The sequence below is a fragment of the Curtobacterium sp. MCBA15_005 genome (genome assembly GCF_001864855.1).
GTDB lineage: Bacteria > Actinomycetota > Actinomycetes > Actinomycetales > Microbacteriaceae > Curtobacterium > Curtobacterium flaccumfaciens.
Map to the genome: position 1 here is coordinate 1 of NZ_MJGL01000056.1, position 14612 is coordinate 14612.

A 14612-nucleotide genomic window follows, 5' to 3' on the forward strand; every position below is an offset into this window, starting at 1 on the left:
TGGCACCGGGCCTCCCGTTCCTCGTGTGCCCCCCCGCGCAACACGCCGTCGTGTCAGCGGGACGCCGCATGCCCTCCGAGACGCCGCCGGATTCGGCGGCGTCTCGCGCGCGTGGCGGCGTCGAACGAAGACGCCGGCGTCTGCGCACCCGATGCAGCGCGGCGAGACGCCGTCAACGCAGGTTGACGGATGTCGGTGCGTCAATGTAGGTTGACAGGCATGGACCGACCGACCATCACGAGCCTCGCGGCCGGAGCGTCGGGGGACGACCCGTTCTCCGCCCTCGCCAACGTGCGGGAGCTGCGCCGTGAGCTCGACCGGACCGAAGAGCTCGCCGCGCGACGTGCCCGCACCGCCGGCGCCTCGTGGCAGGAGATCGCGACGCTGCTCGGTGTCAGCCGACAGGCAGTGCACAAGAAGTACGGCAGAAACTAGGAACACGATGAGCTTCCCCTTCGCACGCCCGAAGACCTCCGACGGCCCCCGCGCCACGTTCGGTCGCCTGCTTTCCTACCTGTTCGAGAACAAGCCCGCGATGGTCGTGATCATCGTGCTGAGCGTCCTCGGTGCGGGGGCCTCGCTCGCGCAGCCGCTCCTGGTCAACCAGGTCATCACCGCGGTGCAGCAGGGCAACACCCTCAGCACGCTCGTGTGGCTGCTGGTCGGGCTCGTCATCGTCGCGGGAGTGCTGAACGGTGTGCAGCACTTCCTGCTGCAGCGCGCGGGCGAGGGCGTCGTGCTCTCCACCCGCCGCAAGCTCATCGCCCGCATCCTCAACCTGCCGATCTCAGAGTTCGACACCCGCCGGACCGGCGACCTCGTGTCCCGCGTCGGCAGCGACACCACGCTCCTGCGGGCCGTCCTGACCCAGGGACTGATCGAGTCGATCGGCGGCGCGCTCACGTTCGTCGGTGCCATCGTCGCGATGGCGATCATCGACCCGCTGCTGCTCGGCATCGTGATCGTGATCGTCCTGATCGCCATCGTCGTCGTCGGCGGGCTGAGCCGTCGCATCCGGGTCGCCTCGAAGCGTGCGCAGGAGAAGGTCGGCGACCTCACCGCGGCCGTCGAACGCGGGATCGGCGCGGTCCGCACCATCCGAGCGGCCGGCGCCACCGAGCGCGAGGTGCGCGAGGTCGACGGCCACGCGACCGAGGCCTACAAGCGGGGCCTCGACATCGCCAAGATGTCCGCCTTCGTCGTGCCCGTCGCCAGCATCGTCATGCAGGTCGCGTTCATCGCCGTCCTGGGCGTCGGCGGGGCACAGGTCGCCGCCGGCACCATCACCATCGCGACGCTCATCACGTTCATCCTGCTGCTCTTCATGATGATCATGCCGCTCGGCCAGGCGATGGGCGCGGCCGTGGCCGTCGCCCAGGCGCTCGGCGCGCTCGGTCGGATCGAGGAGATCCTGCACCTGCCGACCGAGTCCCAGGACGACGAGTCGCTCCGACCCGCCGCAGCGGTCGCCACCGACGACGCCATCGCGTTCGAGCACGTGTCGTTCCGGTACCGCGCCCAGGCGGACGCCTCGGGTGCCGACGGCGCGGTCGCGTCCGACCCCGCGGACCGTCCAGGAGGCCCGGATCACGTCGACGACGAGCGCCCGGCCGACGACGTGGTGCTCCACGACGTGTCGTTCCGGGTGCCCCGCGGCTCGCGCGTCGCACTCGTAGGCCCGTCCGGTGCCGGCAAGTCGACGACCCTGGCGCTCATCGAGCGGTTCTACGACCCCACCGACGGGGTCATCCGCCTGGGTGGTATCGACGTGCGCGGCATGGACCGCGACGAGCTCCGTGCCCAGATCGGCTACGTCGAGCAGGACGCCCCCGTGCTCGCCGGCACGATCCGCGCCAACCTGCTGCTCGGGTCGCCGAACGCCACCGAGGACGACTGCGTCCGGGTGCTCGAGGCGGTCAACCTCGGCGAGGTCCTGCACCGCGATCCCCGCGGTCTCGACGCGCAGGTCGGTGAGGACGGCGTGATGCTCTCCGGTGGGGAACGGCAGCGCCTGGCCATCGCCCGCGCGCTGCTCGCCGCTCCCCCGATCCTGCTGCTCGACGAGTCGACGTCGTCACTCGACGGGGTCAACGAGCAGAAGATGCGGCTCGCGATCGACGCCGTCGCCGAGGACCGCACCCTGCTCGTGATCGCCCACCGGTTGTCGACGGTGGTCGACTCCGACGTGATCGTCGTGCTCGAGCACGGCCGCGTCGTCGGCAGCGGCACGCACTCCGAGCTCGTGGAGTCGACGCCGCTCTACCGCGACCTGGCGAAGCACCAGCTGCTCGTGTGAGTTCGGGTACGGCCGCGAGCACCGCGGCCGTACCGTCGACTCGGGCTCAGGCGGCGAACGGGTCCGGCGTCAGCACGTAGACGGTCTCGAGGTACTCCTCGATGCCCTCGTGCGAGCCCTCGCGTCCCAGGCCCGAGGACTTCACGCCGCCGAACGGGAACGCCGCATTGGACACGACGCCCGTGTTCAGCCCGAGCATGCCCGTCTCCAGGCGTTCGGCGAGCCGCTGGCCGCGCCGGAAGTCGGTCGTGAAGGCGTAGGCGATGAGTCCGTACTCGGTGTCGTTCGCGAGCCGGATCCCCTCGTCCTCGGTGCTGAAGCGCGTCACCGAGGCGACCGGTCCGAAGATCTCCGTCGTCATGATCTCCGAGCCGGGCTGCACGTCGTCGATCACCGTCGCCTCGTAGAAGGTGCCCGGGCGGTCGATCCGGTGGCCGCCGGTGACGAGCCGGGCACCGCGGCCGAGGGCATCGTCGACGAGCGACGCGGCCTTGTCCACGGCCCGGTCGTCGATGAGCGGTCCGAGCGTCGTGCCGTCCTCGGTCCCCCGGCCGACGCGCAGGGCGTCCACCTTCGCGGTGAGGGCCGCGACGAACGCGTCGGCGATCCCGTCCTGCACGAAGAACCGGTTCGCAGCGGTGCAGGCCTCGCCCGTGTTGCGGAACTTCGCGAGCATCGCCGCGTCCACCGCCTCGTCGAGGTCGGCGTCGTCGAACACGAGCAGCGGGGCGTTGCCGCCGAGCTCCATGCTCGTCTTGAGCACGTTGTCCGCCGCCTGCTTGAGGAGCGCCGAACCGACCGGGGTCGAACCGGTGAACGTCAGCTTGCGCAGGCGCGGGTCGGCGATGATCGGCTCCGACAGCCCCTTGGCGTCACTCGACGGGATCACGTTGAGCACACCGTCCGGCAGCCCGGCACGGCGGAACAGCTCGACCAGGAACAGGGTCGTCAGCGGGGTGAGGTCGGCCGGCTTCGCGACCACCGTGCAACCAGCGGCCAGGGCCGGTCCGATCTTCCGGGTCGCCATCGCGAGCGGGAAGTTCCACGGTGTGATCGCGTAGACGGGGCCGACCGGACGCTTCAGCACGATCGCGCGGCCGGTGCCCTCGGGGTTCGTGCGGTAGTCGCCGGTGATGCGGACCGCTTCCTCCGAGAACCACCGCAGGAACTCGCCGCCGTAGACGACCTCGCCGCGGGCCTCGGCCAGCGGCTTGCCCATCTCGAGCGACATCAGGGCCGCGAGGTCGTCGGCGTGCTCGTGCACCAGGTCGAAGGCCCGGCGCAGGATGTCCGACCGTGTGCGCGGGGCCGTGGCTGCCCAGGACTCCTGCGCGGCGGCCGCGGCGTCGAGGGCGGCGATGCCGTCTTCGGAGGTGGCGTCGGCGACCTCGGCCAGGACGGCACCGGTCGACGGGTCGTGCACGGCGAACGTGGACCCGCTGGACGAGGCGCGCCAGGTGCCGCCGATGAAGAGTCCGGTGGGGACGCCCTCGACGCGGACGTGCTCGTCGGCGACGGTGGTGGTGGTGGTGGTTTCGTTCGTGGTGGTGTCGGTCACAGTCGTGCTCCTCCTGGGTTTGCGAGGCCCTCGTCCATGTCGCTGCGGTCGACGTGTCCGCCGGCCGCCCGGATCTCGTCGAGCGCCCGGGCGCTGCGCTCGGCGTCGACGCCGGCCACCAGGTCCTCGTACACGGCGACGTCGAGGCCCGCGGCACGGGCGTCGAGTGCCGAGGCCCGGACGCAGTGGTCGGTCGCGATGCCGACGACGTCGATCGTGTGCACGCGGCGCTCGGCGAGGACGTCGGCCAGCGGGACGCCCGATTCGCTCACGGCCTGGAACGCCGAGTAGTCCGGCGTGCCCTGGCCCTTGAGGACGTCGACGTCGATCAGGGCGGTGTCGAGGTCGGGGTGGTAGTCGGCGCCGGGCGTCCCGGCGACGCAGTGCACCGGCCACGTGTCGACGAAGTCGGGTCCTTCGGGTCCGGCGAAGTGTCCGCCGTTGTCGTCGTCCCCGTGGTGCCAGTCACGGGACGCCACGATGAGGTCGTACTCGTCCCCGTGCCGACCGAGGAACGCGGTGATGCGCTTCGCGAGCGCCGCTCCCCCGGCGACCGCGAGCGCACCGCCCTCGGTGAAGTCGTTCTGGACGTCCACGACGAGCAGTGCTCTTGCCATGGATCCATCCAACACCCGCCGGCTCAGGAGCCGGTGAGCTTGCTCCCGCACGAGTAGGTCGCGGCGGTCACCGCGTCGAGTGCCGGCAGTGCCGCCGCCCGCGGCGAACCGATGGCGTAGAAGGCGAAGGTCAACCGGGAACCGTCGGCGGCGTCGATGTAGCCGCCGAGGGTGTTCGCGCTGTCGATCCAACCCGTCTTCGCGTGCACCTTGCCACGGGCGACCGCGTTCGCGCCGGTGAACCGGCTCGCGAGGGTGCCGGACTGACCGGACACCGGCAGGGCGTTCGCGAGCGTCCCGAGGCCCTTCGCTCCGGAGGCGACCTGCACCATCAGGTGGGCGACGAACTCCGGTGACACGGCGTTCGAGGCGCTCTCGCCCGAGCCGTCCTTGATCACGATGCCGGCCGGGTCGAGGCCGTAGGAGCGCAGCGCCGACTGGTACACGGACGACAGGGACGCCGCCGAGCCGTTCGACCCGGACTCCTTCGAGGACACCCGGGCGAGCATCTCGGCCAGGGTGTTGTCCGAGTTCGGGATCATCTGCCCGATGAGCGTCGACACCGGCTGCGAGGAGACCGTGGCGATCGTCTCGGTGCCCGTCGTCGCCCGCTTGACGATCTGCGCGGAACCGGCGCCCGCGACTCCTGCGTTCGCCAGTGCCGTGCGGAAGGCGACGCCCGCCCGCCCGACCGGGTCCTCCGACCGCGGTGACGTCGCCGCTGCGGGGTTCGCTCGGTCGCCGTCGACCATCAGCGCGGTGACCTCCGGCTGGTACCCGATGGTGCGCTCGGAGACCGGCCACGTGGGGTCCCAGGCGTCGGCATCGCTCCAGTAGGAGTCGTCGGTGACGATCGTGGTGACCGGGGCGGCACCCACCTTCGCCTTCACCTGCTGCGCCAGCTGGGCGAGGGTCGGGGCGCCCGGGTACACGGTGCCGCCGCCGGCGGACAGCGTCGCGTCACCGTGCCCGACCAGGGCGACGGTGTTCGCGGACTCCCGTGTGACGGTCGTCGGGATGCGGTGGTCACCCCCGAGCACGGAGAGCGCGGTCGCCGACGTCAGGGTCTTCATGACACTGCCCGTCTGGGCGGCCCGCTCGCCGTGCTTCGAGAACAGCACCTTGCCCGTCTCGGCGTCCATCACGTACCCCTCGAAGTCGCCGAGGCCGCTCGCCGACGCAGCCGTCGCGATCGAGCAGGTCCGGAGGGCGGACGGGCCGGCGAGGTCGTCCGGCACCGCGCGGGCGTCGGCGGTCGGCGTCGGGGACGGCTTCGCCGTCGGGCGCTTCGTGGTGGTCGTCCGGTCCGGAGCCGAGGACGCGGTCCGGGTCGAGCTCGGCGCGGCGGCAGTCCGGGAGTCAGGAGTCGTGGCCGCTGCGACGGCGACGGCCCCACCGGAGCCGACCACGAGCAGCGCCGCGAGACCACCCGCGATCCAGGGAACCGGGCGTCGTGCGGCGGAGGCGCGCGCCGCGGTGACGGCGGCGCGGAACCGCTCCGGGACGGAACGCGGGGTGGGCTGCTGCTCGGACATCGTGACCGATCCTACGGAACTGCGGCAGGAGCCTCCAGGCCGGGGGCGGGATCCGTCGAGGACGGGTGCCGGATCAGGGAGCCGTGCCGGGACCGTCGGCGGGGTACCGGACCCCGACCTGGCGACGTGCCTCGTCCAGCACCGCCATGATCGCGACGGTCTCGTCCGGGTCCATCGGGCCGCCGTCGTGGCGGCCCGACGTGATCATCGTCTCGAAGGCGCGTGCCTCGTGCTCGTAGCCGGCGAGCTCCTCGCGACCGTCGAACTCCTCGACCACGGCGCCGTCGCGGTCGCGGATCCGCCAGGTGGTCGGCGTGTACCAGGTGGAGTCGAGGTCGATGCGGCCGGTCTCGCCGATGATCGACGCCGTGTTCGGGCTCCGCAGGTCCATCCCGAAGTGGATCATCGACTGCGCGCCGCCCGGGTGCGTCACCACCAGGCCCATCTGCTCGTCGACACCCTGCTCGCTCAGCGTGCCCGCTGCGACGAGCGCGGTCGGCACGCCGAGCACGTCCACCGCGAAGGACACCGGGTAGATCCCGAGGTCGAGCATCGCTCCCCCACCGAGTGCCGGGTCGCGCAGCCGGTGACCCGGGTCCGTCGGGAGGGCCTGGTGGTGGGTCGCCTCGACCACCATCGGGCGACCGATCCGGCCCTCGGCGACGATCTCGCGGATCATCGCCATCTGCGGCAGGAAGCGGGTCCACATCGCCTCCATCACCGCGACGCCCGCGTGCCGAGCTGCGTCGACGACCGTACGGGCCTCCTCCGCGGTCATCGTGAAGGCCTTCTCGACCAGGACGTGCTTGCCCGCCCGGATCGCGAGCATGGCGTCCTCGGCGTGCCGGACGTGCGGGGTCGCGACGTAGACCGCGTCGATGTGCTCGTCCGCCACCAGGTCCTCGTAGGAACCGTGGGACCGCTCGATGCCGAACTCCGCGGCGAAGGCCTCGGCGTGTTCGCGGCTGCGGCTGCCCACGGCGGTGAACACGATGCCGGCCGCGGTGCAGTCACCCACGAAGGACCGTGCGATGCCGCCTGTGCCGATGACTCCCCAGCGAACCGTCATGGGTCCTGTCTACCAGCGCGAGGTGGGCCGCGGCGGCGCTGTCAGCGGCGGTGGCCGCCTCGGGTCGTCAGCGGCGGTGTTTGCCGAGCGCCGCGTCCGGGGCGGCCATCGGGTGGTTCCGGAACCAGCGCAGGAGCTCGCGGGCACGGCTCCTGTCGGCGCTCGCGTCGCCCTCGGCGAGGAACGAGTCGAAGCCGTCGGGCAGGTCGGCGTCCGGTTCGCGGTGGAACGCCATCTTCCACTCGCCGAAGCGCCGGGTGTGGATGCGCTCCTCGACCAGCAGGCCGACGTCGGTGTGCCGCGGGTCGTCGATGATGCGCTGGTACGTCTCGAGCACGGCCGCCTCGGGGCCCTCGAGCAGCTGCATGAACCGGCCGTCCTTGTAGACGAGCAGACCGGACAGGCCGGACGCGGTGTTGCGGACCCGTGCGTGCTCGAGCAGTGCGTCGAGCCGCTCCTGGTCGAACACCTCGTTCGCTGCGCTCATGTAGACCAGGGACAGCAGCATGACGACCTCTCGGTGACGACGGAACGGGTTCCCACTCATCGTGGACCGCGCCGAGCCCGTCGGGCAGCCCCAGAACGGGGATCGTTCCCGTCCGCGCGCCCGCGTCGAGGTTCGGGTCATCGACGCGAGCACACGGGTGTCGGGTCGTACGACCGGACTGATTCGGAGCCCCCGTCCGGGGGGATTGGTCACTCACCTGTCGTAGGTGCGGACCCAGTCGATCTGGACGTGCCCCGGGTCGCCCCAGTTGCCGGTCTGGAACATGTAACGGTGCGGAGTGGTGGGGACGTTGCGCGGCACCGTGAACACGAGCTTGCCGTCGAGGTAGTACCGGACGCTCTTGCCCGGCACCCACTCGGTCGTGTAGGTGTGCCACTCGTTCCAGGACACCCGGGTGTTGTAGTGCTCGAAGCGGCGCTCCAGCCCGGGCAGCATCGAGTGGTGGAAGACACGGGGCGACCCGTCGAACTGTCCCTCCGGGTAGCTCAACTCGCCGTCGGCCCAGGCGTTCGACGTCGGCCACAGCATGACCGCGATCCCGTTGCCGTCTCCGCCGGTCGCCCGCGCTCGGATGCTGAAGGTGCCGCCGACGTGTGACCACGCGCCGGTGGGTGTGCCGAACGTTCCGGCAGCACCGTGCTCACCGTCCATCGCGACGTCCAGGTAGCCGTCGTGGGCGCTGACGACCTCGTTCGAGTAGTACTTGCCGCCGGTGCCGTCGGGGTACGGCTGCCACGAGTTCCGGTACGTCTCGGCGAAGGGGCCGCCGGCTGCGGCGGGGATGTCGAAGTCCTCGGAGAAGGTCGGCTCGCGGTCCGCCAGGTACGCGGGGCCGGTCGCGGACGCCGTCGGGGTCGCGGACGAACCGGTGCTCGGCGACGAGGTCGACGCGGACGTCGCGACGGACTCGGGCACGGCTGCCGCGGTCACCGCGAGGGCTCCGGCGGTGGCGGCGACCACGACGATGACCAGGACACGCTTCAGCACTGCGTCATCGCCGGTGGAGCGCTGGGCTGGTGGTCGGTCATCGTGTCCCCCGTATCGCGGACAAGGCTAGCCCGCGATCACGCCCGACGTCTGCCCCTCGGGCGAGGGACACGGATTCGTCCGGAATACGAAAACCCCGGTCAGAGCCACTTCGAGTGGACCTGACCGGGGTGTTCACGGAGCCGCCTGTCGGAATCGAACCGACGACCTATTCATTACGAGTGAATCGCTCTACCGACTGAGCTAAGGCGGCGCACACTCCATGTCCGGAGTGGCACGAGCAATGACTATACAGGTTCAGACGAGTGAACGCGAAACCAGCACGCCGAGCTCGGCGAAGGACCGTTCGAGCTCGTCGACCAGGTGTGTCCCGGCTTCGGAACCCGACCACTCCCACCATGCGTGGCGCAGGGCGGCGAGGGCGACGATGGCCGCGAGACCGGCGCGGCGACGAAGCGCCTCAGGGTCCGCGGCGAGCTCCGGGTCGGCGTCTTCGAGCCGCCGTGCGACGGCCGCCTGCAGCTCCGCCTGGAACTCCTTCATGGACGCCATCCGACGGCTGAACAGCTCCGGGTTCGCGCGGAGGACCTGCTGACGCTCCTCGATGAGCCCGCGCTCCTCGATCAGTTCGCGCGTGGAGTGCACGAGGAGCGTACCGATGTCCGCGAGCAGGTCACCGCTCGGACCACCGTCGACGAACGCCTGCAACGCCGCGTCGTCGGGCAGCTGCGGGTCGTCCCCGAGGATCGCCTGCTCCTTGCTCGGGAAGTAGTTGAAGAACGTCCGCGGCGAGACGTCGGCTCGCCGGGAGATCTCGTCCACCGTGACCGCGCCGAGGCCGTCCTCGAGGGCGATCCGGAGCGCAGCCTGCTGGATGGCGCGCCGGGTGGCGCGGCGCTTCCGTTCGCGCAGGCCGGGTTCATCGTCGGGCATGCCGTGATTGTCGCACGCCGTGCCTCAGCGGCGGGCGCGGGCGATGGTGACGAGCAGTGCTTCGAGCGCCAGGAGTGCCGCCACGTTGGCCGCGATGCGCTGGCGCGCCAGGGCGACGGCGTCGAGGACCTCGAGCGCGGCAGCGGGCGGTGTCGTCGGCAGCGCGTGCTCGAGCTGGTCTCGCATGGCCAGGTTGACCGGTTCCGCCGGGGCTCCGAGCCCCAGCAGGAGCAGGTCGCGGTACAGCGAGGAGACGTCCACCAGGATCCGGTCGAGGCCGTCGCGCAGGCTCCGGGTCGCACGGCGTTTCTGATCGTCCTCGAGGGCGCGGAGCTGCGACCGGAGCGCCGGCGGGATCGTCCCGCCGGGTTCGACCCCGAGCGAGCGCAGGGCCGCGTCGCGCTCTTCGGAGTCGCGCTGCTCGGTGATGGACTTGGCGTCTTCGTCGGCGACGGCGAGGAGCTCGGCGGCCGCCATGACGGCGTCACCCACGCTCCGCACACCGAGCACGGTCGTCAGGGTCCGGCGGCGGCGGTCACGTGCGGGCTCGCTCGTGGCCAGGCGCTGCGCCATGCCGATGTGGCTCTGCGCCTGACGAGCAGCATCCATCGCGAGGGCGCGGTCGACACCGGTCCGGGCGACGAGCAGGTCGGCGACGGACTCGATGCCGGGCACGCGCAGACGGACCGAGCGGACGCGCGACCGGATCGTCGGCAACAGGTCGGCTTCACTCGGGGCGCAGAGGATCCAGACCGTGCGCTCCGGGGGTTCCTCGAGCGCCTTGAGCAGCAGGTTCGAGGTGCGCTCGGTCATGCGGTCGGCATCCTCGATGATGACGACGCGGTACCGCCCGACCGACGGCGAGTAGTACGACGAGGTGACGAGCTGCCGGATCTCGTCGATCGTGATGATCACGCGCTGGGTGGTGAGCACCGAGACGTCGGGGTGGGTCTTCGCGGTGATCTGCCGCAGGGTGTGGTCGTCGTCGGGGCCGTTGCCCACGAGCGCCGCGGCGAAGGCGGTCGCCACGTTCGACCGACCCGACCCGGGCGGGCCGGTGATGAGCCACGAGTGCGTCATGCCACCGGTGCCGTCGGTCGACTCGGCCGCGTTGCGCAGCGACGCGACCGCTTCTTCCTGCCCGGTCAGGCCGTCCCACACGCTCACGGGACCATCCTGTCAGTGACCACCGTCATGCCGGGTCGATCCCGACGAGCGGAGCGACCGCTCGACGGACCGCGTCCTGCACGGCGTCGGTCGGGTCCGAGGCGTCGACCACCAGGAAGCGCGATGGCTCAGCCTCGGCCATCTCGAGGAAGGCCTGACGGACGGACTCGTGGAACGCCGCGGCCTCGGACTCGAGGCGGTCGAAGGTGTCCCCCCGTGCCGCGGCCACCCGGGCGCGTCCGACAGTGACGTCGAGGTCGAGCAGGATCGTGAGGTCCGGTGCCAGACCGTCCGCTGCCCACTCCGAGACGGAGCGGACCTGCTCGGCGCCGAGCCCGCGCGCGACGCCCTGGTAGGCGACGGACGAGTCGATGTAGCGGTCCTGCAGGACGACCTCGCCACGGGCGATCGCCGGACGGACGACCGTCTCGACGTGCTGGGCACGGTCGGCCGCGTACAGCAGCGCCTCGGCCCGTGGAGCGACGTGGCCCCGCTCGTGCAGGACCATCTGCCGGATCTGGGCGCCGAGGTCCGTGCCGCCGGGTTCGCGGGTGCGCACCACGGTTCGGCCGTGCGCACCGAGCCACGCCGAGAGCAGCTCCGCCTGGGTCGTCTTGCCCGCGCCGTCGCCGCCCTCGAGCGTGATGAAGCGACCGGTCACTTCTTCTTGGCCGCCGTCCGACGAGCCGGGGTCTTCTTCTTGACCGGCCCCTTGGCACGCTTGTCGGCGATGAGCTGCACCGCGCGGGCGTGGTCGACGGCCTCGACGTCCTCACCCTTCGGGATGGTCGCGTTCGTCTCGCCGTCGGTGACGTACGGGCCGAACCGGCCGTCCTTCATCTTGATCGGCTTGCCGGACACCGGGTCGGCGTCGAACTCCTTGAGGGCGGCGCTCGCGGTGCGGTTGCCGCCGTACTTCGGCTGCGCGAACAGCTCGAGTGCACCGGGCAGGTCGATGTCGAAGATCGCGTCCTCGCCGGGCAGGGTCCGGGTGTCGGTCCCCTTCTTCAGGTACGGCCCGTACCGGCCGTTCTGCGCCGTGATGTCGTTGCCCGTCTCCGGGTCCTGGCCCACGACGCGGGGAAGGTCGAGGAGCTTCAGCGCGGTCTCGAGGTCGACGGTCTGCGGGTCCATCGACTTGAAGAGCGAGGCGGTGCGTTCCTTCGGCGCCGCGGCCTTCTTCGTCGTCTTCTTCGCGGGCGCCTTCTTGGCGGGGGCCTTCTTCGCCGTCGCCGTCTCGCTCGTCGCGGTCGCAGCAGCTGCCTCGGCCGCCGGGGCCTCCGGGGCCTCCGCCGCTACGGGCGCCTCGACGACCTCGCCGGTCTTCGGGTCCACGGTGGGTTCGGGCTCGGGGGTGCGCTCCGTGACGTAGGGGCCGAAGCGGCCGTCCTTCGCCAGGACCTCTTTCCCGGTCTCCGGGTTGATCCCGACGACGCGGTCCCCGATCACCGGGGCGTCGACGAGTTCCTTCGCCTTCTCGACGGTCAGTTCGTCGGGAGCGAGGTCCTCGGGGACGTTGACACGCCGCGGCTTCTCGGGGTCGTCGCTCGGCACCTCGATGTAGGGGCCGTACCGACCGATCCGGAGCGTGAGGCCCGGAGCGAGCTCGACCGAGTTGATCTCGCGGGCGTCGATCTCACCGAGGTTGTCGATGACGGTCCGCAGGCCGCGCTGGTCGTCGTCGCCGCCACCGAAGTAGAAGCCCTTGAGCCAGTCCACGCGGTCGGCGTCGCCGCGGGCGATGCGGTCGAGGTCTTCTTCCATCTCGGCGGTGAAGTCGTACTCCACGAGCTCGCCGAAGTACTCCTCGAGCAGGCGCACCACGCTGAACGCGATCCAGTTCGGCACCAGCTGCGTGCCGCGGAGCGAGACGTAGCCACGGTCGATGATCGTCGGGCTGATCGTGGGGTAGGTCGACGGACGGCCGATCCCCAGCTCTTCCAGCGTCTTGATGAGGCTCGCCTCGGTGAAGCGCGGCGGCGGGGTGGTGTCGTGCCCCTTCGCCTCGACGTCGGTGACCGCGAGGTGCTCGCCCTGGGCCACGTTCGGCAGGGCGACGTCCTGGCCGGCACGCTCGGAGGACTCGTGGCGGTCCTCGTCACGGCCTTCTTCGTAGGCGCTGAGGAAGCCGCGGAACGTGATGACGGTTCCCGAGGCGGTGAACTCGGCGTCGGTGCCGTTCGCGGTCGACGCGATGCCCTCGACCGACTCGGTGGAGGAGATGCCGAGCACGATCGACGCGGTCGAACCCTTGGCGTCCGCCATCTGGGACGCGATGGTGCGCTTCCAGATGAGGTCGTAGAGGCGCCACTCCACACCGGTCAGGGTGCCCTGCAGGTCCTGCGGAGTGCGGAAGGAGTCCCCGGCGGGACGGATAGCCTCGTGCGCCTCTTGCGCGTTCTTGCTCTTGCTCGCGTAGAGACGGGGCTTGTCGGGCACGGTGGCCGAACCGTACAGGTCGGCTGCCTGCTTGCGAGCGGCGTCGATGGCCTGCTTCGAGAGCGAGACCGAGTCGGTACGGATGTAGGTGATGTAGCCGTTCTCGTACAGGGTCTGCGCAGCACGAGCGGTCTGTCGCGGGGACAGACGGAGCTTACGAGCGGCTTCCTGCTGGAGCGTCGACGTGGTGAAGGGGGCGGCCGGGCGTCGCGTGTACGGCTTCGAGTCGACACTGCGGACGGTGGCGTCACCTGCGCGCTCGAGGACCGTCGTCAGCGACGCGGCAGCGGCCTGGTCGAGCCGGACGACGTCACCGCTGAGCGTGCCGCGGTCGTCGAAGTCACGACCGGAGGCGACGCGGGTGCCGTGGATCCGGGCGAGTCGCGCGGAGAAGGAGGACTCGCCGGCCTTCTCGAACCGGGCGGAGAGGTCCCAGTAGTTGGCGGAGACGAAGGCCAGGCGCTCGCGCTCACGGTCGACGACGAGTCGGGTGGCGGCGGACTGCACGCGGCCGGCGGACAGACCGGGGGCGACCTTGCGCCACAGGACCGGGGAGACCTCGTACCCGTAGAGACGGTCGAGGATCCGGCGGGTCTCCTGCGCGTCGACGAGGGCGGTGTCGAGCTCACGGGTGGCTTCCTGCGCGCGCTGGATCGCCTCCTTCGTGATCTCGTGGAAGACCATCCGCTTGACGGGGACCTTCGGCTTCAGGACCTGCAGCAGGTGCCACGCGATCGCTTCACCCTCGCGGTCTTCATCTGTTGCGAGGTAGAGCTCGTCGGCGTCCTTGAGGGCACGCTTCAGCTCGGAGACGGTCTTCTTCTTGGCGTCGGACACGACGTAGTACGGCTCGAAGCCGTTGTCGACGTCCACCGAGAACTTGCCGAGGGAGCCCTTCTTGAGCTCGGCCGGCAGGTTCTTCGGCTCGACGAGGTCGCGGATGTGTCCGACCGAGGCCTGGACTTCGTATCCGTCACCGAGGTATTGCGCGATCGTCTTCGCCTTCGCAGGGCTCTCGACGATCACGAGCTTCTTCGTGCCTGGCACGTGTCTCCTTGATCGATGGTGCTGATCGGCCCTGTCCACGAGCGTGTCCGGGTCGACCGGGACATCGGTGACCGCGGGCCGACAGGCACACCATACACATAGTGTTCGGGCGGGTCGCCTGCCGGACCGGCCACCGCGAGTGCGCTGACGACGAACGGACCCGTGCCCACGACCACGCGGACCCGGGCCGTGGTGGCGACGAGTTCGCAGGCGTCGAGGGCGGCCCCGTTCGCCGTGGCGATCCGGGTGGCGACCGCGCAGGGCTCCCCCGGCACCAGCCCGGTGGCGGCCGCCGCGGTGCCCACGGCGGCGGCGTCGGCGGCGCCCTGGGCCCGGATGGCCTGCGTGCGGTGACCGGCTGCGGCGAGCGCCGACGACCCGACGAGGACACCCACGCCGAGGACCGCCACGAGCAGCACGGTCGCCGAGCCGCGTTCGCCGTCGGGACTCGTCACG

General features: G+C 71.0%; 13 protein-coding genes and 1 tRNA gene. 2 read left to right on the forward strand and 12 right to left on the reverse strand.

All coding sequences use genetic code 11. From position 1 onward, the window contains the following. Window positions 1–219: 219 nt before the first annotated feature. Complete coding sequence (locus BIU89_RS13680; RefSeq protein ID WP_027466417.1) at window positions 220–435, forward strand: hypothetical protein; 216 nt, start codon at window positions 220–222, stop codon at window positions 433–435. Window positions 436–442: 7 nt separating this feature from the next. Next, on the forward strand, window positions 443–2296 hold the full coding sequence (locus tag BIU89_RS13685; RefSeq protein ID WP_071247293.1) for an ABC transporter ATP-binding protein: 1854 nt from the start codon (window positions 443–445) through the stop codon (window positions 2294–2296). Between the two features lie 46 nt (window positions 2297–2342). Here BIU89_RS13685 and BIU89_RS13690 read toward each other — a convergent pair whose 3' ends face one another. The 12 genes from BIU89_RS13690 to BIU89_RS13745 form a co-directional block, all read right to left on the reverse strand. Further along, window positions 2343–3854 (reverse strand): NAD-dependent succinate-semialdehyde dehydrogenase, encoded by a 1512-nt coding sequence (locus BIU89_RS13690; RefSeq protein WP_441294460.1) that lies wholly within the window; start codon window positions 3852–3854, stop codon window positions 2343–2345. Further along, window positions 3851–4471: an isochorismatase family protein gene (locus BIU89_RS13695; RefSeq protein ID WP_071247295.1), complete on the reverse strand. Its 621-nt coding sequence runs from the start codon at window positions 4469–4471 to the stop codon at window positions 3851–3853. The genes BIU89_RS13690 and BIU89_RS13695 overlap by 4 nt, the downstream gene beginning before the upstream one ends. Before the next feature lie 23 nt (window positions 4472–4494). Then, entirely contained in the window at window positions 4495–6006 is a 1512-nt protein-coding gene (gene dacB / locus BIU89_RS13700; protein ID WP_071247297.1) for a D-alanyl-D-alanine carboxypeptidase/D-alanyl-D-alanine endopeptidase, read from the reverse strand. Window positions 6007–6079: 73 nt separating this feature from the next. Further along, window positions 6080–7075, reverse strand: coding sequence for a Gfo/Idh/MocA family protein (locus BIU89_RS13705; RefSeq protein ID WP_071247299.1), 996 nt, complete (start codon window positions 7073–7075; stop codon window positions 6080–6082). Between the two features lie 67 nt (window positions 7076–7142). Continuing rightward, window positions 7143–7583, reverse strand: a complete 441-nt coding sequence (locus BIU89_RS13710; protein WP_071247869.1) for a BLUF domain-containing protein — start codon at window positions 7581–7583, stop codon at window positions 7143–7145. Between the two features lie 192 nt (window positions 7584–7775). Further along, window positions 7776–8570, reverse strand: coding sequence for a glycoside hydrolase family 16 protein (locus tag BIU89_RS13715; RefSeq protein WP_071247301.1), 795 nt, complete (start codon window positions 8568–8570; stop codon window positions 7776–7778). A 180-nt stretch (window positions 8571–8750) separates the two neighbouring features. Further along, a tRNA-Thr gene (locus BIU89_RS13720) sits at window positions 8751–8823 on the reverse strand. A gap of 44 nt (window positions 8824–8867) precedes the next feature. After that, the gene (locus BIU89_RS13725) at window positions 8868–9503 is read right to left on the reverse strand and encodes a TetR/AcrR family transcriptional regulator (protein ID WP_071247303.1); all 636 of its coding nucleotides are present in this window, start codon (window positions 9501–9503) and stop codon (window positions 8868–8870) included. Window positions 9504–9527: 24 nt separating this feature from the next. Next, window positions 9528–10670, reverse strand: a complete 1143-nt coding sequence (locus BIU89_RS13730) for a DNA polymerase III subunit delta' (RefSeq protein ID WP_027466411.1) — start codon at window positions 10668–10670, stop codon at window positions 9528–9530. A 25-nt stretch (window positions 10671–10695) separates the two neighbouring features. After that, window positions 10696–11331, reverse strand: coding sequence for a dTMP kinase (tmk, locus tag BIU89_RS13735; RefSeq protein WP_071247305.1), 636 nt, complete (start codon window positions 11329–11331; stop codon window positions 10696–10698). Continuing rightward, window positions 11328–14156: a type I DNA topoisomerase gene (topA, locus tag BIU89_RS13740; protein ID WP_071247307.1), complete on the reverse strand. Its 2829-nt coding sequence runs from the start codon at window positions 14154–14156 to the stop codon at window positions 11328–11330. Before topA ends, tmk begins: the two co-directional genes overlap by 4 nt. Continuing rightward, on the reverse strand, window positions 14132–14611 hold the full coding sequence (locus tag BIU89_RS13745; protein ID WP_071247309.1) for an Rv3654c family TadE-like protein: 480 nt from the start codon (window positions 14609–14611) through the stop codon (window positions 14132–14134). The genes topA and BIU89_RS13745 overlap by 25 nt, the downstream gene beginning before the upstream one ends. Window position 14612 lies beyond the last annotated feature (1 nt).